The organism is uncultured Abiotrophia sp., assembly GCF_963520105.1.
Classification (GTDB): domain Bacteria; phylum Bacillota; class Bacilli; order Lactobacillales; family Aerococcaceae; genus Abiotrophia.
In genome coordinates, this window is the sequence record NZ_CAUQPN010000007.1 from 23,173 (window position 1) to 45,561 (window position 22,389).

The window sequence follows — 22,389 nt, forward strand, 5'->3', positions numbered from 1 at the left end:
GGGAAGTCACCATGACCTTATATTACCAAAGTACTCGTAACCCAGAAAACCGTGTCACCGCCTCTCAAGCCATCCTTAAGGGGATTGCGGAAGATGGGGGCCTCTATGTGCCTGTGGCCCATCCTAAGTTGCCAGTCCCTCTGGCTGACCTAGTGGGCAAGTCCTATCAGGAGGTTGCCTTTACCGTCATGAAGGCTTATTTTGATGACTTCAGCCAGGAAGAATTACAGGCCTGCATCGATGGGGCCTATAACAGCGACAAGTTTGACACGCCAGAATTGACCCCAGTTAAGAAGGTAGGGGATGCCTACTATCTGGAGCTCTTTCATGGCCAGACCATCGCCTTTAAGGATATGGCCCTGTCCATCCTGCCTTATCTCATGACCACTTCGGCTAAGAAACAAGGCTCTGACAAGGAAATCGTCATCCTGACTGCCACATCCGGCGATACCGGTAAGGCGGCCATGGCCGGCTTTGCGGATGTGCCCGGCACTAAGATTGTGGTCTTCTATCCTAAGGGCGGCGTCAGCCATATCCAAGAACTGCAAATGCTGACTCAGAAGGGTGACAACACCTATGTAGTCGGCATTACCAGCAACTTCGATGATGCCCAAAGCCAGGTCAAGGCCCTCTTCGGGGACCAAGCTCTCAATGAGCAGATTGCGGCGGCTGGCTACCAATTCTCAAGTGCCAACTCTATTAACATTGGGCGTCTCATTCCCCAAGTAGCTTACTATGTCTTTGCCTACTTGCAACTGGTGAGCCAAGGTGTCATTGCTTTAGGCGACGCCATCAATGTGGATGTGCCAACCGGTAACTTCGGTAACATTTTGGCGGCCTACTATGCTCGTCAGATGGGCTTGCCAATCAAGACCTTCATCTGTGCCTCTAACAAGAACAATGTCTTAACTGACTTTTTCAAGACCGGCGTATACGACCGCCAACGTCCTTTCTATGTGACTAATTCGCCATCCATGGATATCCTCATCTCTAGCAACCTAGAGCGTTTGATTTACCATGCGACTGGTAATGATGCGGCCCAAACGGCTACTTATATGAAGCAATTAGTGGAACAAGGTCACTACCAAGTGACGCCTCAAATGCAGGCAACTTATGCTGATTTCTATGGGGGTTACGCCGATGAGGCCCAAATCGAAGCTAGCATTAAGGCCGTCTATGAAGCGACCGGCTATGTCTTAGACCCTCATACGGCAGTAGCTACTTCGGTTTACAGCGACTACCGTCAGGAGACAGGCGACACCACGCCAACCTTAATCGCTTCGACCGCCAGCCCATACAAGTTCCCACGCTCTGTCATGCAGTCCTTCCAGGACTTAGACCCTGAGGTGGATGACCTGACCCTGGTGGACCAATTGGAAGCTATCTCTGGCGTGCCACAACCTGCGGCCGTTCTCGAAGTCAAAGCAGCCCAAATCCGTCATAATGAAGTGGTAGATGTGGCCGGCATGAAGGCCAGCATCTTGGCTAAGTTGGGGCTCTAATTGTCAAATTCCTAAGAAAGAGGGTGCTCAAGATGATCAATTATCGTCATGATAAGGAGATTTCTGATGCTCAGTTGCGGACGCTCTATCAGGCAGTCGGTTGGACTGCCTATCTAGACCAGGTATCTAATCTAGGGCAGATGCTGGCGGCTTCTCAAGATGTCATTAGCGCCTGGGACCAGGACCAACTAGTGGGGCTGGTGCGTACAGTGGGAGATGGCCACTATGTGGCCTTGATCCAAGACATCTTAGTTCTGCCAGTCTATCAGAAGCAGGGCATAGGCCGACAATTGCTGAATCAAATTCAGGAAGCCAGCCAGGCCTATCGTCAGGTCTTCCTAGTGACTGACACCACACCTTGGAACCAGTCTGTCCGGGAATGGTATGACCGTCGCGGCCTAGTGGGCTTTGCCCAGGCGGAGCTAACTGGATTTTTAGCCAATCAAGGAGATTAGGACGCTGTCCTAGTCTCTTTTTATTTGCTATGGCTAGGCAAATAATTCGTACTGGGGACCTTAAAGTGGTAGACTAAAGTTATCATAGTAGAAAGGAGGGGACTGAGATGTTGGAAGATAAACTCGACCAAGCTGCTGGCAAAGTCAAGGAAGTGGCAGGTAAAGCAACTGGCGACAAAGGCCTTGAAACTGAAGGCGTCGTAGAAGGCGTCGTTAGTAAAGCCAAAGAAGTGGCTCATGACGTGGCTGAAGCTGCCAAAGGTGCAGTGGAAGGCATCAAAAATTCCTTGGGCAAATAATCCAAGTAAAACAAGCTTAGCATCACCAGTACCCCTCGTTCTAGGGGTGCTTTTTTTTGTGCTTGGAGGAAGAGAGGCCAGCTTAATAAATCTCTTGCATTCCCCACCAAGTAAGCGTATACTAAAGGTAATTCACCAAGGAGGTACTTGTGCCGATGAAAGTTAACTAAAATTGTCAATTACTAAATAAAGGATCAAGATGGCTTTATTTAGTGCGGTCAATTTTAGTGAAGAGGTACAAGCAGCTAGGGCAGGCGCCCCTTATATTAGGGCGCTGACTCTTTCTTTGGCTTCATCCATTTGCTTCCAAACAGGGACCGACGCTAGATAGGGCATCGGTCCCTCTTTATATAGGAGGTAGCAGATGTTACACGTTGAAAATTTTACCATGACCCATCAACAAGACCTCAAGGTCTTAATTCCTTCCCTGTCCTTTGACTTGAAGCCAGGCGACAAGCTAGCCCTGATTGGCGAAGAAGGCTGCGGCAAGTCCTCGCTCTTGAACTGGCTCTGGCAGCCGGATGCGCCCCTGCCTTATGTCGAGGTGACGGGCACCTGTTCTAATTCCTTTGGTCGGACGGTCTGGATTGGCCAGACTTTCCCAGCCCAAGATGAAGGTTTGACCATCGAGGCTTATTGCTTTGATCCGGTCTTAGCCGAGCAAATAGACTATGGTTACTTATATCAGCTAGTCAGCCAATTAGGTTTTGACCCCGATCGGCTCACTAGCCAACAGCTAATGGGGACGCTGTCAGGGGGTGAGAAGCTCAAGTTGCAGTTGGCCCGGACCCTGGCCTTGGAGCCGGATTGTCTGCTCTTGGATGAGCCTTCCAATGACTTGGACTTGGCCACACTGGACTGGCTCAGTCGGACCCTGGCTAGTTTACCGGCAGCGGTCCTCTTTATTTCCCATGATGAGGCCTTCCTGGCTCAAGTGGCCAATCGCATTCTGCATATTGAGATCATTCATAACCACAAGGCCAGCCGGGTTCATCTGGTCAATCTGGACTATGAGACCTATCGCAGCCAACGGGAGGCCCAGTTCCAACGCCAGGGCCAGCTGGCCCGCAAGCAACAGGAGGAGCAGGCCAAGCAGGAGGCCCGACATCGGCAAATGCATGACAAGGTCCAGCATCAATTGCGTCAGGCCCATGATTCTAGCCTGGGACGTCTCTTGGCTAAGAAAATGCGCAACGTTAAGTCAGTAGGCCGTCGTTTGGAGCGTCAGGCTGAGGACATGCTGGAGATTCCCATTCAAGAGGATGCCATCTTGGTCAAACTGCCTTGCCCCCATCCCTTGCCCGCCAGTAAATGGTTAATCAACCAGCCGGACTATGTGGTCCGCCTAGAGGGGCGCGCTCTGACCCAACCCCTGACCTTGGAGTGGCGAGGCCAGGAGAAAATTGGACTGGTGGGCCCCAATGGGGTGGGAAAATCCACCTTGTTGAAGCAAGTCCGTGACTGGCTGACCGACCGGCCGGGCATTCGTCTGGGCTATATGCCCCAAGATTATCGCCAGGTCCTGCCTCAGGATCAGACGCCCTTGGACTTTCTCCAGGAATCGGGTAGCCAGGAGGAGAAGACTAAGCTCATGACCTATCTGGGTAGCCTACGCTTCGACCCTGATGAGATGCGTCATCCCATTAGCCAACTGTCTGGGGGCCAGCAGGCCAAGTTGCTCCTGCTTAAGTTGAATCTGATGGAGGTCAATGTCTTGTTACTGGATGAGCCTAGCCGCAATTTCTCGCCCTTGTCTCAAGCTGAAGTAAGGCAAATTTTCCGCGACTTCCCTGGGGCCATTCTAGCGGTTTCCCATGACCAACTCTTCCTGGATCAAGTCTGTGACCGGAGTCTGGCTTTGGAACCGGCTGAGAAGCAATAGCGGGCTTGCCTTGTTGAGGGCTAGGTCTTTGTGATAAAATGAATAGGCACTGAACTTGAGAGGAGTAAAGCAATGAAAGAGCCTAAAGGAATCCTGCTAGCCATTTGGATTGGCTTACTGAGTAGCCTGGCGGGGGCGGTCAATGTGACCACGCTGTGGCTAGTGGCTACGCCATCGACCCATATGACGGGCAATCTGACCCAACTTGTACTGGCCTTAGCACGGGGGGATGGGGAAGCGACCATCCGTCTGGCCTTGACCTTGCTGGCCTTTATGGCTGGGAGCATTTTAAGCGGCCTCTTATTCTCTGATAAATCCTTTCGCCTGGCCAACCGTTACGGCATTTTGTTGATTAGCTTTGGCCTCTTATTGGGCTTAAGCTATGCCCTCAACTGGCAGGCTAGCTGGCTCTATCTCTTGGCCTTCGGTATGGGGACCCAAAATGGTATGTTTATCTACTATCGCGGCATGATTGTCCGCAGTTCGCATTTTACGGGTTACTTGACTGATACGGGCTTTGCGCTAGGACGTTACTTGCGGGGCTATAAGGAAGATGGCCACAAGATTATCTTCTACATGGCAAGCATTGCCTGTTTCCTAGTAGGAGGGCTCCTGACCTATATCTGGCTTAATCATTCTGCTATCAGCATGATTTTGGTCTTGGCCCTGGCCTATCTGGTGACGGGGACCTATTACTTTATCCTCCGCCACTGTCATCAAGCATCCTAAGCAAAATCCCCTTATATCCTATAGGCTATAAGGGGATTTTTTATTTGGTAAAAAAGAAGCTGAGACTAAGTCTCAGCTTTTTGCTTCTAGTTGAACTTTTTTCTGTGCTTTAGCCTTAAGTAGATAGACTAGAATCAGAATGGCAAGGACTTCGATGATCAGGCAGTAGAGACCACCTTCTAGTCCAAAGTCGCCACCTGTCCAGAGCTTAGGGCCTTGTAGGCGGGTGTGCCAGATAGGGTAAGGCAGGCTGAGACCTGATACTTGGATACCCAGAACAGGTCCTTGCACGAAGTTCCAAGCTGAATGGGCCGCCCCCACAAACCAGATATTTTCCGTATAGGCGAAGAGGAGGGAAAAGGTCAGGCCGGCCAGGGTCAGGTTGACCAGGGCCAGGGTCGAGACATTGGGATTACCCAAATGCATGGCGGCAAAAATCAGGGAGTTGGCCAGGACTGCTAACCAGGTTGGGAAGCGTAGGGCCAGGCCATTCATGAGATAGCCCCGGCAGATAACTTCTTCGCTCAGGCCCTGAACCAGGAAGCCGGCTAGGTAGAGTAGGGTAACTAAGGCGGGCGTCTGGCTAATGCGCTCTAGCGATAAGTGACCCAGCAGGGCGGGGATGATGAGGCAGGCCAGCAGTTGCAGGCCACCCAGGATAAAGCCTAGTAGATAGGGGCCAATCAAGGGACGCTTGAAGCCCATGGATTGCCAGGACCGTCGGCCCAGGGTCCAACCGTAGAGGGCGAAGCCCAAGAGGGGGATCAAGGTCGAAAAGAGGGCCAAGACGTTTACGAGTGGGGCCACCAAGTCGGGGTGGGTCCAATTGAGGATTTGGAAGCGGGGGTGTGTGATGCCCCATAGGGTGGCCTTGGTCTGCCAGTCCTGAAGGTGGTGAAACAAGAGGGGAAAGGCCAGCATGGAAAGCATCCAGCCCCAACCGGATGCTTGGCTTGATTTAGCTTTGATAAATGGCATTGAGCCACCTCCTTTTCTTCTAGTATAAGGCTCTTGGCAGGTCAAGGCAAATGTAAAAAATCAGCCAATCTCGGAATCAGTTCCATACTTTTCTTGATTTTTCGGCCATTTCCTAAGCTTAGGAAATAACTTTAGCGATTAGATGGCACATAAAATGTTATAATAGAATTGAGAGAAAGCGATGTCACAGCCTAGGAGGAGGGCGCTTATGCAGACACGACAGGAACAGCTCATGGTCATTTTGGCCCAGTCACAAGGCTGGCTCAAGGGACGGGACCTAGCGGCTTTGTTGGGCGTCTCCGACCGGACCATTCGCTCTGATATGAACAAGTTGAAGCAAGACTATCCCGGCGCCATCCAGGCCCATCACCACAAGGGTTATCGGCTAGTGGCCCAAGCCCTGGAAGACTCCAATCAGCCCAGCCCTCTGGGCCTGCCACAGAGTCAGGAAGAAAGGCTACACTATATACTCAAACTCCTATTGGCTGACAGTCAGCCTCAGACCCTCAAGGAGCTGAGCCAAGACCTCTATGTCAGCCCCCAAACCCTAACCATGGACTTGCATCAAGTCGGTCAGTTGGTGGGGGCCTACCCGGACTTAGACCTAGAACATGATGCCAAGGGCTGGCAGCTTAAGGGCCCTGAATTCCAGAAGCGCCGGTTCTATCGGGAGCTCCTGACCTCAGAACTTCAGGGTGATTTCTTGAATCTGGATAAGGTCTTAGCCATATACGAAGAGTTTGACATGGTCTGGGTGGCCCACTATTTCCAAGGCCTACTCAAGCAGGCAGACTATCAGCTTCGGCCTGCCAGTTTACCTATCTTACTCCTGCACGTCGGGATTGCGGTTCAGCGTATGCTGGCCGGTCAATTTCTCTATCATCGTCAGAACCTACCGCCTCTGGTGCCTAAGGAAGAAGCCTTAGCTCGCAAGTTCTTGCAGGGGGTGGGTAAGCAATATAAGTGTCGGATCCCAGCTTCTGAAGCCTACAGTATTGGCCGACTGCTGGAAGCTTATCAGGCCATGCATGAGCTGGCCTCACAGGTCATCTATCAGGGTCGGCCCCTGGATTTGACCCGCTTGGTTGAAGATTTGGGCCAGCACCTACAAGACTTGGTGGGCTTGGATTTTCTTAGTGATGCCGACTTTAAGGATCGCTTCCATCTCCACCTACAAGGCTTGATTGAACGGCTCCATTATCAGGTGGAGCTGCCCAATCTCTTCCTACAAGATATGAAACGCCAGTATCCCCTGGTCTTCGACCTGGCGGTAACGGTTACCACCTGGTTGGGTGCCCGTCTAGGCGTCATCTTATCCGAAGCTGAAATCGGGCTGATTGCCGTCCATATTGGCAGCTCCTATTCTCGCCTAGAGCGACCATGGAAGGCGCGAGCCATTTTGTTGGCGCCCCAGCACTATCCCCTTATGCAATCCTCAATCGACCGGCTCAAGGCTAGCTTCGGCCACCGGCTGGAAATTCTAGCCCAATATGATTATGTCAGTGAAGCCCAGCTCCTGCATCAGCCTGTCGACTTAGTCATTAGTTTTATGCCTCTGGCTCAGAGTTTGGGCCTCCCGACCTTGCAGGTCTCTACCTTCTTCAATGAGGAAGATGAGCTGGCCTTGGTTAGTCTGCTCAACCAAGTAGAACAGCGTCAGACAGCCATCCAGCTGGCCCTACAGTTGGGGGACTTTCTGGAGTCACGCTTCTTCTATCAAGACTTGCAGGCTAGCAGTCCCGAGCAAGTCCTGACCCTCATGGCCCAGGATTTGGCCAAAGCCGGCTATGTTACGCCGGACTTTCTGCCTTCGGTCTTGGAGCGCGAAGCCCTGTCGTCGACGGACTTTGACTATGCCTTGGCCATTCCCCATCCCCTACAAGCTCACAGTCACCAGTCTGTCCTGGCCATTGCCAATCTCGCCAGTCCCATTGAGTGGGGGCGCTACCCAGTTAAACTCGTCATTCTATTGGCGCTTAAGGACAGCGACTGGGCCTTCACCCAAGTCTTCTTCAAATGGCTAGGCCAGTGCCTAGCCCATCCGCGTCAGCTCAAGTCCCTCTTAGCCGCCAGCAGTCGCGACGACTTCTTGGCCGCTATTGTGGGCGAATTTCCCCATCCATCTCGTTAGCAAGTTTATTTTATAGGAAAGGAGGTAATGGTATGGATGACTTAGAGTTGGTATTTTTCAAGATGATTTCTTCCTTGGGATCGGCCCGCTCTTCCTTCATGGAAGCCATGGCACTAGCTCGGGCAGGCGACTTCGCCCAAGCCCAGGCGGCCATTGAACAAGGGGAGAGCCAACGGATTGCCGGTCATGATCAGCATTTCGACCTCTTGCAGGCGGATGCAGCAGGGGACCATCCACCTTTCTCGCTCTTGTTAGTTCATGCCGAAGATCAACTCATGAGTGCTGAACTGCTCAAGGTGACTGCCGAAGAAGTTCTGGCCCTCTATCAACGTTTGGACCAGCTCACCACCTAGATTAGGAGGAAATACCATGAAACGTGTTTATTTATTCTGTAGTGCCGGCATGTCGACCAGCCTGGTTGCCAGCCGTATGCAGGCCGTGGCAGACGACCACAACCTGCCCATTGAAGTCAAGGCCTTCTCAGATTCTAAGCTAGATATCATTGTGGAACAGTATCATCCTGATGTCATCTTGTTAGGGCCTCAAGTCAAATACAAATTCAATGCCACCCGGGACAAATACGAGCCCCAAGGCATTCCCGTTGAAGTTATGAACCTAGACGATTATGGTAACGTCAATGGCGAACGCATTCTCAAGCGCGCCATTCAATTACTCAAGCAGAACAAGCAAGGCTAAGTACAGATCTCATTATAAGAAAAGAGGTAAGTCACATGTTTGCAAATCTTGAAAAAGTCATGGGCGGGACAGCCGAGAAACTCAGCAATAATAAGGTATTAATTGCCATTCGTGATGGTTTCTTGGTGACCACGCCACTCATTATTGTCGCTTCCTTCTTCATTTTGGCCGGTAACTTCCCAATTGAAGGTTATACCGACTTTATGGCTCAATTCTTCGGCCAAGGCTGGGAAAACCACATGGACGCCGTGATTGATTCCACCTTTAGTGTCATCGCCCTCTTAGGGGCTATCGGGATTGGGTATGCCTATGCCCGTCAGCTAGAATCTGACCCTATTGCAGGGGCAGCCATTTCCGTTGTCTGCTTCTTGATTCTAACACCTAAATCCCACCCAGCCTTCACCAATGAAGCCGGCAAAGTCTTCAATGGTTTGGCTAACACTAATATGGGGTCCGCCGGCATGTTCGTGGCCATGATTACGGCCATTGTCTCGGTCCGTATCTTCGTGGCCATTGAACGTAAGGGTTGGGTCATCAAGATGCCTGACGGGGTACCACCGGCAGTTTCTCAATCCTTCGCGGCTTTGATTCCTTCGCTCTTTGCCATGTTAACCTTCTTCTTGGTTTACCTGGGCTTCTCGCTAACAGATTATCACTATGCGCACACCTTTATCTATACCAACCTGCAAGCACCTCTCTTGGGGATTGGACGTAGCGTCTTCCTAGAACCACTGACCCAGTTCCTATCCACCTTCTTCTGGTTCTTCGGGATTAATGGGCCAGCCGTTACCAATACGGTCTTCGCGCCAATTGGTCTGGCTCTGACCACTGAAAACTTGGAAGCCTTCAAGAATGGCTTGCCATTGCCTAACATCTTCACCAACGGTTTCAGTAACTTCTTCACCAACTTCGGGGGTGGGGGTTCTACCTTGGCTTTGGTCTTCCTCATGGTGGGGATTGCCAAGTCCAAACGTATGAAGACCTTGGGTCGTTTGGCCATTGTACCTGGGATTTTCGGGATTAACGAAATGATTATCTTCGGGCTACCAGTCGTACTCAACCCAATTATGTTGGTGCCATTCCTTGCAACACCACTGGTTAACACCATTTTATCCATTATCGCAACAGTCATCGGTATTCTGCCACGAACTACCGGGGTCAGCATCCCATGGACAACCCCATTCTTCTTCTCTGGTTGGTTGGCCACTGGGCACCTGATTGCCGGCTTCTGGCAAATTATCTTAATTGTCATCGACTGCCTGATCTACTATCCATTCTTCAAGGTAATGGACCGTCAATTCTTGGCTGAAGAAGAGAAACCAGTTCAAGACCTTAAAGATGACTTAGATGATATTTCCTTGGACGACTTGTCCTTCGATGATTTATAGACAACTGAAGAGTTCAGCCCTATCCTGCTGAACTCTTTTTGCTGAGGAGGGAATAAGGATGAAAGTAATCCTATTATTCGACCAAATTCAGGCCGGTTATGGGGGCAAGGAACGCCCCAACACGCCACTGGGATTGGAAAAGGGCGGGATTGGCTCTTATCTCATGTTTAAGGACGTTTTCGCGGCCCACGACCTCAAGGTCCTGGCGACCGTCTACTGTGGGCCTGATTATTTTCAGGCTAATAAGGAAGAAGTCCTACACAAGATTGCCAATCTCATGAAAAAGGCGCAACCTGATGTCCTCTTGTGTGGCCCTTGCTTCAACTACGACACCTACGCCCAGATGGCGGCCGAGGTCGCAGCCTATATTCAAGACCAGACGCCGGTCCGCACCTATGTGGCCTGCTCCGCCGAAAATGAGGCCGTGGTCGACCGCTACAAGGACCAAGTTAAAATAATCCAGATGCCTAAGAAGGGCGGGGTAGGGCTGACGGATGCCCTGCACCATATTGCTGAAATTCTCAGTGGCCCAGCAGAGGCCGATTGGCCTCACTTCTTCCACTAGGAGGTGCCTTATGGATTGGACAGCCTTCTATGATTTACCCGCCTTGTCGGGGGATGAATTCGACCTGCATCAAGCCCTGGCCCAAGCCCTGACCGACCAAGGGCTCAGTCTCTATCGGGATCAACTGGGCTCTGTCTTGGGCCTCAAGCCAAGGGAGCAGGCGCCTTTTCGGGTCATGCTGACCACTAACCTGGATGAAAATGGCGGTCTGATTCAAGCCATTCGTCCGGATGGGCTCTTGGACTTCGTGGCCCTAGGCCGCTATCAGAAGACCGACTATGTCAACCAAGTGGTCCGCCTCTTGACCCGGGACCATGTGCCTCATCTGGGCTATGGGGTCCTGGTAGAGGGACAGCCCTATTTAGCGCTAGGTGCGGCCTCAGCCCAGCAAGTGGCTGACTTGGGCATCCAGGTAGGGGACAGCTTTGTCTTAGACTTTTCCCGCCGGCAAATAGCTGGGGGCGCCTGGCTAGGTCGTAACTTGGCCAATCGCGCCAGCCTCGAGCTGATACTGGATATGAGTCGCAAACTTCAAGATAAGATTACCTATGAGTTGGCTGTGGGTGGCATTAGCCAGTCTCTAGTGGGGACTCGGGGGGCCATTACCGCCACCAATCTTATTCAACCAGACTTGGCCCTGGTGTTAGATGCTAGCCCAGTACCTGCTTCTGACTATGACCCTAAGTGTCTCTATTTGCGTTATTTTGATAAGACCCTCTTACCTAACACGGCCTTGTTGGAAGCCATTCGCAAAGTGGCCCAGGAGCTGGGTTACCAAGTCAAGGGCCAGGTTCAAGAGGCCGGGACCGATGGGGCCTTTATCCATAAGACAGGGGTGGGGGCACCGACCTTGGTTATTGCCCTGCCACTCCTCCAGTCGCCAGGCCTTTATCAGTGTCTAGATCCAGCTAGTTTCGAGCCCGTTCGAGACACCCTGGTGGCCTTCTTGAGCCAACTGACCCCAGCCCAAGTCCGAGACTTTGGCTTTGGCAGTCGGGGAGGTGGCCCTTATGACCACTGAGGCTCAAGTCAAGGTAGACTGGCAAGTCCTGTCAGATTTATGCTGCTTACCCGGAGTGTCGGGCCATGAGGTAGGCATTCGGGCCTACTTGGACCGGCAACTGGCCATGTGCCAGCAGGGTGCCGATCCCTTGGGCTCTGGCCTCTACAGCCTAGCAGGTCAGTCCCAGTCACCCTTGTCTTTGCTCTTTTCCACCCACATGGATGAAATCGGTTGGGTGGTGCGGGCCATTGATGAGGCCGGCTATGTCTTCATTCAAGAAGTGGGGCGTTCTTGGTCCCATACCCTCTTGCAACAAGAGGTCCAGGTCTTCACTCAAGACGGTCGCGTCTACACGGGGATTCTGGCTGGACCGCAGGTTCATAGTCTCAGCCCTGACCAGCGCCAGCAAGTGGTGCCCATGGACCGGGTCTATCTGGATCTAGGGGTGGACAATGGCGACCAGGTTCGAGCTCTGGGTATTGAGGTGGGGGACTGGGTTTGCCCGGTGACCACTTTCCAGGCTCTAGCCAACCCTGACTATCTGGCTGCCAAGGCCTTCGATAATCGGGTCAGTGTGGCCCTGGGAGTCTGGACCATGCAGGCCCTGGCCCAGGGTTCTTGTCCCAACAAGGTGACCCTGGGGGCGACCGTTCAAGAAGAAGTGGGCTTGCGGGGGGCGCGGACCGTGGCCCAAGCCGTCAAGCCCCACATTGCCCTGGCCGTGGATACCTGCCTAGCAGGCGATACACCAGCTGACCACAATCCCATTAAGCTAGGCAAAGGGGTCTCCCTAACGGTGGCCGATAATATGACTGTAACCCACCGGGGCCTCTTGCGTTACTTGGAAGGCATCTGCCAGCGGGAGGCCATTCCTTACCAACTGGGCTGCTTCCTAGACGGGGGGACAGATGCGGGCAATATCCATAAATCCCAAACCGGGATTTTAGCGACGACCCTGTCCATTCCCATGCGCTATATGCATACCCACCGGGGTATCTTGCATCGGGCTGATGTCCTAGCGGCTTACCGCCTCATGGTGGCCGTGGCGCGGGACTTGACGCCGGCTATCTACCAGCAGCTGCTGGATCAAAATTATCATTATCAAGTATAGAATCAATGACAGAAAGAAGGTGACAGCCATGTGGGGAATCATTGCGACCTGGCGGATGGCCCTAGAAGGAGTCCAGGCCACCCTGCCTAGCTTGGCAGGCGGTGGCTCTGCGGGTGACGCCATTGAGCAAGCCATCAAGGCCGTCGAAGACTTTCCTTATTATAAATCCGTCGGTTATGGCGGTCTGCCTAACCGCCAAGGCCAGGTAGAATTAGATGCCGCCTATATGGACGGCAGTCGCCTGGACTTTGGGGCCGTTTGCGGGATTCAGGATATTGCTAATCCCATTGGTGTGGCGCGCCGCCTTAGCCAGGAGCCGGTCAATAATGTCTTGGTCGCCCAAGGTGCCCGCCAATATGCCCTAGACCATGGCTTTGAAGCCAAAGAAATGCTGACAGACCGGGCTCAAATTCACTATCACAATCGCCAGGTGGAGCTAGCTCAAGAACAAGGCCTAGCTGCCTACGACGGCCATGACACGGTGGGCATGGTGGCCCTGGACGGACATAATCACATGGTGGCAGGAACTTCGACCAGTGGCCTCTTCATGAAGCATCCCGGCAGGGTAGGCGACTCGCCAATTATTGGCTCGGGTCTCTATGTGGACTCCCAGATTGGAGGAGCCACCGCTACTGGCCTAGGGGAAGATTTGATGAAAGGGGTCCTGTCCTACGCCATCGTTCAGCTGATGGCTGCGGGCTACCATCCTCAAGAGGCCTGCGAAAAGGCTGTTCATGACCTGGACAGACGTCTGAGAGCTCAACGCAGCCAAGCCGGCGATTTGTCGGTAGTGGCCATGAACGCCAAGGGCCAGTGGGGAGCCGCAACCAATATTGATAACTTCTCCTTCGTGGTGGCCAGCAAGACCACGCCTTTGACCGTCTACCGTCTTCATCCGCTGGCTTCTGGCCAGATGGAATTGGAGCGGGCGAGTCAGGAATGGCTAGACGACTATGTGCGTCAACGCATGCGGCCCCTGGAGGTGAAGTAGGCATGACCCTCAAGCAAATCCAAGCACTCAATGACTTGCTGGAAGACTTGCTACCCCAATACTGGCAGGACCTAGCCCAACTGGTAGCCATTCCCAGTGTGCAGGGACCAGCTGAGCCAGACGCTCCCTATGGGCCTGGACCTAAGGCTGCCCTGGACTGGGTGCTAGACCGGGCCAAAGCCATGGGCTTTGAGACGGTTAATCTAGACCATAAGGTTGGCTATGCCCAGTGGTCGCCTGACCCTAACCAGGCGACCTCAGGTGCTGGCTATTATGGTATTTTCGGGCATGTGGATGTGGTGCCGGCCGGTCAAGGCTGGCGGCAGGATCCCTGGACCCTAACTAAGAATCAAGCACAAGGTCGCTACCAAGGGCGTGGCGTTCTAGATAATAAGGGGCCGATTCTGGCCAATCTCTATGCCGTCTATGCCCTCAAATGCCTTGGTTATCACTTCCGCCATCCCATTCGGGTGGTCTTTGGGACCAATGAGGAGACTGGTTTTGGCTGCATCCAGCATTATCTGGCTCAGGAAGCAGCGCCCCTCTTCGGTTGGACGCCAGACTGCAAATGGCCGGTCGTCTATGGCGAGCGAGGGCGTTTGCGGGTAGCCCTTAGTGTGGATTCGGATCAATTGGCCAGCCTCTTTGACTTTGTCAATGCCTATCTGCTGACCGGCACCAAGGATGGTCGGGAGCTGGGCATTGCCTATGAGGACCAGGACTTTGGCCGCATGATGCTGAGGGGCTATCAACTGGGCCTGACTCAGGGACGGCCTTGGGTGGCTTGGTCCATGGCCTATCCAGCAGCCTGCAGCCAGGAAGACATTCTGGCCCAAATCAGGACGCATCTACCTGAGGGGGCCCAGCTAGAAGTCCTCAGCCATTGGGCGCCTGTCCTCAAGGACAAGCAGTCGCCTTATATTGAGGCCTTGCAGCAAGTCTACAATCGGGTGACCGGCCAAGCCCTTGAGCCAGTTACGACCACTGGGGGCACCTATGCTAAGTTTGTGCCTAATATCGTGGCTTATGGGCCTTCCTTCCCGGGCCAACGGGACATCGCCCATTTGCCACATGAGTGGCTGGGCATTAAGGATTTAGAGACCAATCTAAAAATTTATAGCCAGGCCTTATTGGCCTTGTGGCAGCTAGAACAAGAAGTGGAGGAGGCAAGTCCATGACCCTCATCGAGTTGTGTGCCGGCAGTGTCAGAGATTGTCTGATTGCCCAAGAAGCAGGCCTGGACCGGATTGAGCTCAACAGTGGCCTGGCCCTAGGAGGGCTGACGCCAACGGTGGCCTGTCTGGAATTAGCCAAGGCCAATGGCGTGACCCTGCCAATCATCTGCATGGTCCGCCCACGTGGCGGTGGCTTCGCCTATGATAAGCTGGAAATCAGGCAAATGTTGGCAGAAGGCCAAGCCTTGTTAAGAGCAGGTGCCCGTGGCCTGGCCTTTGGCTGTCTAACTGAGACGGGTCAGCTTAATTGGGATGCCAACCAGGCCCTGATTGAGCTCTGTCAAACCTATGGCGCTCAGTCGGTCTTCCACCGGGCCATTGATGTGGTGGCCCAGCCTGACCAAGCCATTGAAGGCTTGATTAAGCTAGGTTGCCAGCGGATTTTGACCAGTGGGGGAGCTAAGAGCATTGAGGAAGGGCGAGACCGACTGGCTCATTATCAAGCCCAATATGGCGCAGACATTGAATTTGTCATGGGGGCGGGTCTCAATTTGGCTAATGCGGCGGACTTGGTGGCCTATACGGGCATTCAACAAGTCCACGGCAGTTTCAAGACCTGGCACCAAGACCCTACGACCCAGCAAGGGCCTGTTTCATTTGCCTACGATTCTCGTGGAGCTTATGAAGGGGCAGACCCGGACCTAGCCCGTGCGCTAGGCCAAGCACTAGGAAAGAAGGAGTAATATGGTAAGACGTGTATTAGAATGCCTGCCCAGCGACTACGCTGGCTACAGTGCAGAAGAACTCAAGCAAGCCATCTGGGCCGCTGAAGGCCGGACCGTTTGTTGTGAAATGGTGGCACCTGTGCCTGCCTATATCAGCAACTTGACCAATGCGGAAATCGCTAAGGCCTTCGGGGCAGACCTCATGCTCTTGAATGGGCTAGATGTCCTTAATCCTGTCATTTGTGGCTTGGATCAAGGGACAGAGGATCCCATTCGTCGCCTCAAAGCCCTATCAGGTCGCCCTATTGGGGCCAACCTAGAGCCAGTCGATGCCGACGCCATTATGGTGGAGGCACGTAATGTTCTGCCTAAAGGTCGGACCTGCTCAGTTGAGACCCTAGAAGCGGCCGACCGCCTAGGCTTAGACTTCATTTGCCTGACGGGTAACCCTGGAACGGGGGTAACTAATAAGGAGATTGCCCACTATGTCAAGGTGGCCAAGCAACATTTCTCTGGTCTGGTCATTGCCGGCAAGATGCATGGGGCTGGGTCCAAGGAGCCAGTGGCCAGCATTGAGACGGCCAAGGACTTCATCGAGGCCGGGACCGATATTCTGCTGGTGCCGGCCGTGGGGACAGTGCCGGGCTTTACCGATAATGAGCTGGTGGCGATTGTCAAGTACGCCCACGCTCACGATGTCCTAGTTCTATCCGCTATCGGGACCAGCCAGGAATCTAGCACCCCGCGGGTGGTGGAAGACATTGCCATTCGCAATAAGGTGGCTGGCGTGGATATTCAACATATTGGGGATGCAGGCTTTGGTGGCCTAGCCAATGTGGAAAATATCTTCGCCTTATCGGTAGCTATCAGAGGAATGCGGCATACGGTGAGCCGTGTGGCCGGCTCCGCCATTCGTTAAGGAAGCAAAAGTAAACAAAGAAAGCCAGGTAGTTGAGCTACCTGGCTTGTTTTAGTGTGGGCTGACCACTGATTGGATAATGGTAAGGACCACTTGGCTGGCCTTTTCCATGCTTTCTAAGCTGACAAATTCATACTGACCATGAAGGTTCTCAGCGCCCGTGAAGAGGTTGGGCGTCGGGATGCCCTTATAGGTGATGATGCAGCCATCAGTCCCGCCCCGGAAAGGCTGGATAATAGGCTCAATGCCACAGGCCTTGTAGGCGGCAATGGCCACCTCAACTGGCGTCATGTCTTGCTTGAGGATATCGTACATATTGTAGTATTCGTCGTAAATTTGACATTGGATGCGGGGCCGGTCGTAGCCTGCATTCTGTTGGGCCACAATCTGACGGAAGAAGTCCTTGCGGGACTGGAAACGCTCCTTGTCATGGTCACGAATAATGTAGGTGGCTTGAACTTGGCCAATGTCGCCGCTTTGACTGGACAGCATATAGTAGCCCTCGTGGCCCTCGGTCAATTCTGGCACCTGGTCTTGGGGCAGGCGGGCGAAGAGTTTAGCGGCTTCGGCCAGGGCATTGACCATGAGCCCCTTGGCGGTCCCGGGATGGACGCTGGTCCCGTCGATAGTCAGCATGACCCGGGCGGCGTTGAAGGTCTCATATTCCAACTTGCCCACTTGGCCGCTATCCAGTGTATAGGCAAAGTCTGCCGGGAAGTCTTGGGCTTGGAAACGGTGGGCGCCCTTGCCGATTTCTTCGTCAGGTCCGAAGGCTAGCCAAATATCGCCGTGAGGCAGGTCAGGATGGGCTAGGAGGTGGATGACTGCCTCCAGAATGCTGACCAGACCTGCCTTGTCGTCGGCCCCCAGCAGGGTGGTGCCATCCGTAGTAATCAGGGTCTGTCCCACATAGTGCTTCAAGTTAGGAAATTCAGACACCCGCATGACAATGTCCAGGTCAGGGTTCAAGACAATATCCTGGCCGTCATAGTCTGCATGGACCTGGGGCTGGATATTTTCAGCATTGAAGTCGGCCGTATCCACATGGGCGATAAAGCCAATGGCTGGCGCCTTATGATGGGCCGGTAGGTTGCTTGGCAATAGGGCGGTGACAAAGGCGTCCACTGGATTGAAGCGCACTTGGCTGAGACCTAGGTCCTTGAGTTCGCCCTCCAACATGCGGAGGAAGTCCAGTTGACCGGGTGTAGTCGGCACGGCATCCGAGTGCAGGTCGGAGCGGGTGTTGATTTTAGCATAGCGGATAAAGCGTTGGAGCATGGATTCCATGGCGGAGCCTTCTTTCTCTTAATCAGTTAAGTCTAGTATAGCACTATGACGGGCCAGACCCAAGTTAGACCTTGTTGGCAAGGACGGGGATTTGTGGTAGACTGGGGGCACAGTAAGGCGGTAGAGCAGAGGAGGAAGCCGTATGCGGATTAGACAGACAGAGAATGGGGACTTGCCGGCTTTGATGGCCTTATACGACCAAGCCCGGGCCTTTATGCGGGCCAAGGGCAATCCCAATCAGTGGCCAGACGGCTATCCGCCCCTAAGTCTCCTAGAAGCCGATATAGCGCAAGGCCATTCCTATGTCCTAGAGGATGAAACTGGCCAGCTAGTGGGCACCTTCGCCCTGATTGGGGGCCAAGATCCGACCTATGGCCAGATTGACGGCCTAGACTGGCGCAGCCAAAGTCCCTATGTGACCATTCACCGCCTGGCAGCCAATGGCAAGGCCAGGGGCGTGGCGCGGGCAACTTTCGACTTCGCTAAGTCCGTCTGCCCCCACATCCGGATTGACACCCACGCTCAAAACCTGCCCATGCAGCAGGCCATCCTGGCCTACGGTTTCCAGGAGCGAGGCACTATCTATCTCCAAGACGGCTCGCCCCGGCAGGCCTATGACTATCTAAGTGAATAAATGTGTGAGGGCTGGCACTGGGGTGCCGGCTCTTTTTTGCTCGGGACAGTTCATTGGTCCCGGCTTCTTTTTTGTTGTATAATAGCAAGGTTATGAAAGGAGAATGTGTCATGTCACTCATTCGCAAATTAGGCTGGTTCTTCAAATTAGAAGCCCGCCGCTATATCATTGGGATTCTGGCCTTATCCTTGGTCAGCGTCTTCAACCTGATTCCGCCGCGCATTATCGGGCAGGTTATTGATGCCATTGCTGGTGGCAATCTGACCCCTAGCGACCTGGCCATCAATCTGACCTGGCTAGTGGGGGCCGCCCTCATTATGTATGCCCTCCGCTATGTCTGGCGACTCTTTATTTTAGGGACAGCCAATAGCCTGGGCCGGATTCTACGGACTCGCTTGTTTAAACACTTTACCCGCATGGCGCCGTCCTTCTATACTCGTTATCGGACCGGGGACCTGATGGCCCATGCCACCAACGACGTCCAAACCCTGGTCATGACGGCAGGGGGCGGGGTCATGTCGGCCGTGGATGCCTCGATTACCGCCCTGGTTACCCTGGCAACCATGTTCTGGATTCTGGATTGGCGCCTGACCCTAGTGGCGATTTTGCCTCTGCCAGTGCTGGCCTGGGGCACTAGTCGCCTGGGACGCATCAACCATGAAGGCTTTAAGCAAGCCCAGGAGGCCTTCTCTGAGCTTAACAACTCGGTTCAGGAATCGGTCTCCGGCATTAAGGTGACCAAGTCCTTTGGTTATGGGGCCCAGGAGACGGCTAAGTTTCATGCCACCAACCAGATGGTCTGGGCTAAGAACCTGCGAGCTGCCAAGTACAATGAGCTCTTCCAACCCATGGTCTTGATTTTCGTGGGGGCCTCCTATCTGATTAGCCTGCTCTACGGGGGCTATCTGATTAGTCAGGGCCAGTTCACCGTCGGGGAAATGGTTACCTTCATGACCTATCTGGATATGCTGGTCTGGCCACTGCAAGCCATCGGTTGGCTCTTCAACATTATGCAAAGGGGCTCGGTCTCCCTGGATCGGATTGATAAACTGCTACATGAGGAAAGCCCAGTCCGTGAGACAGAACATCCTCTGCCTAGCATTCAAAATGGTCGCCTGAACTATGACATTGAGTCCTTCGCCTATCAAGATTTGACCACCTTAGAGGATGTCCACTTTAGCTTGGAGGCCGGTCAAACCCTGGGCATTGTCGGGACCACGGGGTCTGGTAAGACCAGTCTCTTGCGCCTACTCTTGCGGGAGCAGGATGTCAATGTGGGCAGCATTCGGCTAGACGGCCACGACATCCGAGACTACCGCCTCAGCGACTTGCGGAGCTTGATGGGCTATGTACCTCAAGATCAGCTGCTCTTTGCCATGAGTATTCGGGACAATGTCCGCTTCGGTCAAGCTGACCTGGATGATGCGGCGGTTGTCAGAGCCACCCAACTCTGTGGTGTCTACCAGGATATTCAGGCCATGCCTGAAGGGCTGGATACTTTGATTGGGGAGCGGGGCGTCTCCTTGTCCGGTGGTCAGAAGCAACGTCTGGCCATGAGCCGGGCCCTGATTTTGGATCCAGACATTCTGATTCTGGACGATTCGCTATCAGCCGTGGATGCCAAGACTGAGCATTTGATTTTAGAAAATCTTAAGTCGGAACGTCAAGGCAAGACCACCATTATTACGGCCCACCGTCTGTCAGCCGTCGTCCATGCCGACCTGATTCTGGTTATGGAAGAGGGCCGCATTAAGGAGCGGGGCAATCACCAAGAATTGCTAGCGCAAAATGGCTGGTATGCGACCACCTACCGTAGTCAGCAACTGGCTCAGAGTTTGGAAGGAGGGGACTTAGATGCCTAATCGTGCTAAAACATTTAGACGCCTCATGGCCTATATGTGGCGTTACAAGGGGACTGCCCTGATGGCTCTGGTCTTCATCTTTCTGACATCGGCCGTGACGACCGCCATTCCACTTCTGGCCCGGTATTATATCGACCACTTTATTGGAGGTGGCTTGGTGGCCCAAGGAGGCTTAATTCTCCTGGCCTACTACAGTCTCTTCCTGGTGCGGGTGGCCTTTACCTTCTTAGGTAACTACACCTTCGCCCGCGTGGCCCAAAGCGTGGTCCGCGACTTGCGCCAAGAGTCCTTCGATAAGCTACAAAGCCTGTCCATGCGTTACTTCGACCAGACGCCAGCCGGGGCCATCGTGTCCCGCCTGACCAATGATACTCAGGCGGTGGCCGATATGTTCAGCGCCATCTTCTCTAGTTTCCTCAGTTCCTTGGTCATTGTGGCGGTGACTATTGGGACCATGCTCAGTCTCAATGTGCCCCTGACCCTGCTCATGCTAGTCTTTATTCCCATTATGTTTGGCTCCATTGCCCTCTACAACAGCAAGTCGCGCGATTTGATTGCCATGACCCGGGCTAAGCTCAGCGACCTGAACGTTAAGCTGTCAGAAAGCATTGAGGGCATGCGGATTGTCCAAGCCTTTGGCCAGGAAGGCCGTCTTTTGGCGGAGTTTGAGGCCATTAATGCAGACCACGTGACCTATTCCAATAAATCCCTCAATGTCAACAGCCTCTTCCTGCGGCCGGCCATGTCCTTGCTTAAGCTCTTGGCCTATGCTGTTATCCTGGCCTATTTCGGCGTCACCTGGCAGGTGGCTGGTGTGACCGCGGGGCTTATGTATGCCTTCATTCAATACTCCAACCAGCTCTTCAACCCGTTGATTGAAGTCACCCAGAACTTCTCCATTCTGCAGACTTCCATGATTGCGGCCGACCGGGTCTTTGCCTTGATTGACCAGGAGGACTATGAACCAGCCCAAAGCGGTCAGGTCACAGAAATCGGGGCGGGCAGCATTGAGTTCAAGGATGTCAGCTTCTCCTATGATGGCAAGCGGGATGTCCTTAAGCATATCAGCTTCAAGGTGGAAGCCGGCCAGACGGTGGCCTTTGTAGGGGCGACCGGATCTGGTAAGTCTTCGATTATGAATCTCTTCTTGCGCTTCTATGAATTTGATCGCGGCCAGATTCTGATTGATGGCCAGGACATTAAGTCCTATTCGGCTGAGGCCTTGCGGTCAGCGGTGGGCTTGGTCCTGCAGGATCCTTTCCTCTTCCATGGGACCATTGCCTCCAATATCCGCATGTATCAAGAGGGCTTGACAGATGAAGCCATGCGAGAGGCGGCGCGCTTTGTCGATGCGGCTGATTTTATTGAGAGTCTGCCAGCCGGCTATGACAGTCCGGTGACGGAGCGGGGGGCGACCTTGTCAAGTGGCCAGCGCCAGTTGCTGGCCTTCGCCCGGACCATGGCCACCCAGCCTAAGATTTTGATTCTGGATGAGGCCACGGCCAATATTGACTCGGAGACCGAGGAAGTCATTCAAGCCTCGCTAGCCAAGATGCGAAAGGGGCGGACGACCTTGGCCATCGCCCATCGTCTGTCGACCATTCAGGATGCGGACTGCATCTATGTCCTGGACCAAGGGCAGATTATCGAGTCGGGCAACCACCAGGAGCTACTAGCTCAAGGTGGGCTCTACTACCGCATGTATCAGCTCCAGGCGGGTATGATGAACTAAATAAGACGAGCTTGAGGCTGGGACGGGTGTCCTAGCCTCATTTTTGTGGCAAAAGGGTGACTAAGGCGCAACACTTTGGTCAAAAGTCAGGTCCGTGAGGTGGGACCGGCTGCAGCCTCCCTGCGGGAGTCTTCCGCCTTGCCTAGCTATGGAAGCTCTAGGTCGCTGGCGCTCCCAGAGCTTCTCATACGCTTGGCATCCTGAGGCACCACACGGACCCGATTTTGACCGTGTCGCGTCTTAGTCACGGGCTTGAGGCTCTCTAGCAGAATAATCAGCTAGCAAGCACCTATTAAAATTAAAGAATAGGGCCTGCCCTTTTGAA

General features: G+C 53.6%; 21 protein-coding genes. 19 read left to right on the plus strand and 2 right to left on the minus strand.

Annotated features, from left to right (window positions below; all coding sequences use genetic code 11):
• The first annotated feature begins 11 nt into the window (after positions 1–11).
• From thrC to RWO08_RS07305, 5 genes are all read left to right on the plus strand, one after another.
• On the plus strand, positions 12–1,502 hold the full coding sequence (thrC, locus tag RWO08_RS07285) for a threonine synthase (protein ID WP_314211634.1): 1,491 nt from the start codon (positions 12–14) through the stop codon (positions 1,500–1,502).
• Positions 1,503–1,534: 32 nt separating this feature from the next.
• Positions 1,535–1,957: a GNAT family N-acetyltransferase gene (locus tag RWO08_RS07290; protein ID WP_314211635.1), complete on the plus strand. Its 423-nt coding sequence runs from the start codon at positions 1,535–1,537 to the stop codon at positions 1,955–1,957.
• A 107-nt stretch (positions 1,958–2,064) separates the two neighbouring features.
• Positions 2,065–2,256, plus strand: coding sequence for a CsbD family protein (locus tag RWO08_RS07295; protein WP_291454379.1), 192 nt, complete (start codon positions 2,065–2,067; stop codon positions 2,254–2,256).
• Between the two features lie 364 nt (positions 2,257–2,620).
• The gene (locus RWO08_RS07300; RefSeq protein WP_314211636.1) at positions 2,621–4,138 is read left to right on the plus strand and encodes an ATP-binding cassette domain-containing protein; all 1,518 of its coding nucleotides are present in this window, start codon (positions 2,621–2,623) and stop codon (positions 4,136–4,138) included.
• A gap of 72 nt (positions 4,139–4,210) precedes the next feature.
• On the plus strand, positions 4,211–4,867 hold the full coding sequence (locus RWO08_RS07305; protein WP_314211637.1) for a YoaK family protein: 657 nt from the start codon (positions 4,211–4,213) through the stop codon (positions 4,865–4,867).
• A 72-nt stretch (positions 4,868–4,939) separates the two neighbouring features.
• Here RWO08_RS07305 and RWO08_RS07310 read toward each other — a convergent pair whose 3' ends face one another.
• On the minus strand, positions 4,940–5,845 hold the full coding sequence (locus RWO08_RS07310) for a CPBP family intramembrane glutamic endopeptidase (protein ID WP_314211638.1): 906 nt from the start codon (positions 5,843–5,845) through the stop codon (positions 4,940–4,942).
• Between the two features lie 208 nt (positions 5,846–6,053).
• Here RWO08_RS07310 and RWO08_RS07315 point away from each other — a divergent pair, with 208 nt between their 5' ends.
• From RWO08_RS07315 to RWO08_RS07365, 11 genes are read left to right on the plus strand one after another with little or no spacing between them, the layout of a single operon-like run.
• Entirely contained in the window at positions 6,054–7,976 is a 1,923-nt protein-coding gene (locus RWO08_RS07315; RefSeq protein WP_314211639.1) for a PTS sugar transporter subunit IIA, read from the plus strand.
• 32 nt (positions 7,977–8,008) lie between these two features.
• The gene (locus tag RWO08_RS07320; RefSeq protein ID WP_303765686.1) at positions 8,009–8,329 is read left to right on the plus strand and encodes a PTS lactose/cellobiose transporter subunit IIA; all 321 of its coding nucleotides are present in this window, start codon (positions 8,009–8,011) and stop codon (positions 8,327–8,329) included.
• Between the two features lie 16 nt (positions 8,330–8,345).
• Positions 8,346–8,672, plus strand: coding sequence for a PTS sugar transporter subunit IIB (locus RWO08_RS07325; protein WP_023391654.1), 327 nt, complete (start codon positions 8,346–8,348; stop codon positions 8,670–8,672).
• Positions 8,673–8,707: 35 nt separating this feature from the next.
• Positions 8,708–10,060, plus strand: a complete 1,353-nt coding sequence (locus RWO08_RS07330) for a PTS sugar transporter subunit IIC (protein WP_291454292.1) — start codon at positions 8,708–8,710, stop codon at positions 10,058–10,060.
• Positions 10,061–10,118: 58 nt separating this feature from the next.
• Complete coding sequence (locus tag RWO08_RS07335; RefSeq protein WP_023391656.1) at positions 10,119–10,625, plus strand: GrdB-related putative oxidoreductase; 507 nt, start codon at positions 10,119–10,121, stop codon at positions 10,623–10,625.
• Positions 10,626–10,635: 10 nt separating this feature from the next.
• A complete protein-coding gene (locus tag RWO08_RS07340) occupies positions 10,636–11,646 on the plus strand; it encodes a hypothetical protein (RefSeq protein WP_314211640.1) in 1,011 nt (336 codons plus the stop codon).
• Positions 11,636–12,739, plus strand: coding sequence for a M42 family peptidase (locus RWO08_RS07345; RefSeq protein WP_314211641.1), 1,104 nt, complete (start codon positions 11,636–11,638; stop codon positions 12,737–12,739). The genes RWO08_RS07340 and RWO08_RS07345 overlap by 11 nt, the downstream gene beginning before the upstream one ends.
• A 28-nt stretch (positions 12,740–12,767) precedes the next feature.
• Positions 12,768–13,730 (plus strand): N(4)-(beta-N-acetylglucosaminyl)-L-asparaginase, encoded by a 963-nt coding sequence (locus RWO08_RS07350; protein WP_314211642.1) that lies wholly within the window; start codon positions 12,768–12,770, stop codon positions 13,728–13,730.
• A gap of 2 nt (positions 13,731–13,732) precedes the next feature.
• A complete protein-coding gene (locus RWO08_RS07355; protein ID WP_314211643.1) occupies positions 13,733–14,908 on the plus strand; it encodes a M20/M25/M40 family metallo-hydrolase in 1,176 nt (391 codons plus the stop codon).
• Positions 14,905–15,648 carry a copper homeostasis protein CutC gene (locus RWO08_RS07360; protein WP_314050052.1) on the plus strand — a complete coding sequence of 248 codons (744 nt, stop codon included), beginning with the start codon at positions 14,905–14,907 and terminating at the stop codon, positions 15,646–15,648. The genes RWO08_RS07355 and RWO08_RS07360 overlap by 4 nt, the downstream gene beginning before the upstream one ends.
• A 1-nt stretch (position 15,649) precedes the next feature.
• Positions 15,650–16,549, plus strand: coding sequence for a haloacid dehalogenase-like hydrolase (locus RWO08_RS07365; protein WP_314050050.1), 900 nt, complete (start codon positions 15,650–15,652; stop codon positions 16,547–16,549).
• A gap of 51 nt (positions 16,550–16,600) precedes the next feature.
• Here the strand turns inward: RWO08_RS07365 and pepT are convergent, their stop codons facing one another.
• On the minus strand, positions 16,601–17,836 hold the full coding sequence (gene pepT, locus RWO08_RS07370) for a peptidase T (protein ID WP_314211644.1): 1,236 nt from the start codon (positions 17,834–17,836) through the stop codon (positions 16,601–16,603).
• Positions 17,837–17,978: 142 nt separating this feature from the next.
• Here pepT and RWO08_RS07375 point away from each other — a divergent pair, with 142 nt between their 5' ends.
• The 3 genes from RWO08_RS07375 (at position 17,979) to RWO08_RS07385 (ending at position 22,064) form a co-directional block, all read left to right on the plus strand.
• The gene (locus RWO08_RS07375) at positions 17,979–18,470 is read left to right on the plus strand and encodes an N-acetyltransferase (RefSeq protein WP_314211645.1); all 492 of its coding nucleotides are present in this window, start codon (positions 17,979–17,981) and stop codon (positions 18,468–18,470) included.
• Positions 18,471–18,580: 110 nt separating this feature from the next.
• The gene (locus RWO08_RS07380) at positions 18,581–20,332 is read left to right on the plus strand and encodes an ABC transporter transmembrane domain-containing protein (protein WP_314211646.1); all 1,752 of its coding nucleotides are present in this window, start codon (positions 18,581–18,583) and stop codon (positions 20,330–20,332) included.
• Complete coding sequence (locus RWO08_RS07385; RefSeq protein WP_314211647.1) at positions 20,325–22,064, plus strand: ABC transporter ATP-binding protein; 1,740 nt, start codon at positions 20,325–20,327, stop codon at positions 22,062–22,064. Before RWO08_RS07380 ends, RWO08_RS07385 begins: the two co-directional genes overlap by 8 nt.
• Positions 22,065–22,389 lie beyond the last annotated feature (325 nt).

Bases quoted from the DNA above. Each gene is read 5' to 3' on its own strand.
- thrC (WP_314211634.1), top strand. From the start codon at position 12: ATGACCTTATATTACCAAAGTACTCGTAACCCAGAAAACCGTGTCACC.
- RWO08_RS07290 (WP_314211635.1), top strand. From the start codon at position 1,535: ATGATCAATTATCGTCATGATAAGGAGATTTCTGATGCTCAGTTGCGG.
- RWO08_RS07295 (WP_291454379.1), top strand. From the start codon at position 2,065: ATGTTGGAAGATAAACTCGACCAAGCTGCTGGCAAAGTCAAGGAAGTG.
- RWO08_RS07300 (WP_314211636.1), top strand. From the start codon at position 2,621: ATGTTACACGTTGAAAATTTTACCATGACCCATCAACAAGACCTCAAG.
- RWO08_RS07305 (WP_314211637.1), top strand. From the start codon at position 4,211: ATGAAAGAGCCTAAAGGAATCCTGCTAGCCATTTGGATTGGCTTACTG.
- RWO08_RS07310 (WP_314211638.1), bottom strand. From the start codon at position 5,845: ATGCCATTTATCAAAGCTAAATCAAGCCAAGCATCCGGTTGGGGCTGG.
- RWO08_RS07315 (WP_314211639.1), top strand. From the start codon at position 6,054: ATGCAGACACGACAGGAACAGCTCATGGTCATTTTGGCCCAGTCACAA.
- RWO08_RS07320 (WP_303765686.1), top strand. From the start codon at position 8,009: ATGGATGACTTAGAGTTGGTATTTTTCAAGATGATTTCTTCCTTGGGA.
- RWO08_RS07325 (WP_023391654.1), top strand. From the start codon at position 8,346: ATGAAACGTGTTTATTTATTCTGTAGTGCCGGCATGTCGACCAGCCTG.
- RWO08_RS07330 (WP_291454292.1), top strand. From the start codon at position 8,708: ATGTTTGCAAATCTTGAAAAAGTCATGGGCGGGACAGCCGAGAAACTC.
- RWO08_RS07335 (WP_023391656.1), top strand. From the start codon at position 10,119: ATGAAAGTAATCCTATTATTCGACCAAATTCAGGCCGGTTATGGGGGC.
- RWO08_RS07340 (WP_314211640.1), top strand. From the start codon at position 10,636: ATGGATTGGACAGCCTTCTATGATTTACCCGCCTTGTCGGGGGATGAA.
- RWO08_RS07345 (WP_314211641.1), top strand. From the start codon at position 11,636: ATGACCACTGAGGCTCAAGTCAAGGTAGACTGGCAAGTCCTGTCAGAT.
- RWO08_RS07350 (WP_314211642.1), top strand. From the start codon at position 12,768: ATGTGGGGAATCATTGCGACCTGGCGGATGGCCCTAGAAGGAGTCCAG.
- RWO08_RS07355 (WP_314211643.1), top strand. From the start codon at position 13,733: ATGACCCTCAAGCAAATCCAAGCACTCAATGACTTGCTGGAAGACTTG.
- RWO08_RS07360 (WP_314050052.1), top strand. From the start codon at position 14,905: ATGACCCTCATCGAGTTGTGTGCCGGCAGTGTCAGAGATTGTCTGATT.
- RWO08_RS07365 (WP_314050050.1), top strand. From the start codon at position 15,650: ATGGTAAGACGTGTATTAGAATGCCTGCCCAGCGACTACGCTGGCTAC.
- pepT (WP_314211644.1), bottom strand. From the start codon at position 17,836: ATGGAATCCATGCTCCAACGCTTTATCCGCTATGCTAAAATCAACACC.
- RWO08_RS07375 (WP_314211645.1), top strand. From the start codon at position 17,979: ATGCGGATTAGACAGACAGAGAATGGGGACTTGCCGGCTTTGATGGCC.
- RWO08_RS07380 (WP_314211646.1), top strand. From the start codon at position 18,581: ATGTCACTCATTCGCAAATTAGGCTGGTTCTTCAAATTAGAAGCCCGC.
- RWO08_RS07385 (WP_314211647.1), top strand. From the start codon at position 20,325: ATGCCTAATCGTGCTAAAACATTTAGACGCCTCATGGCCTATATGTGG.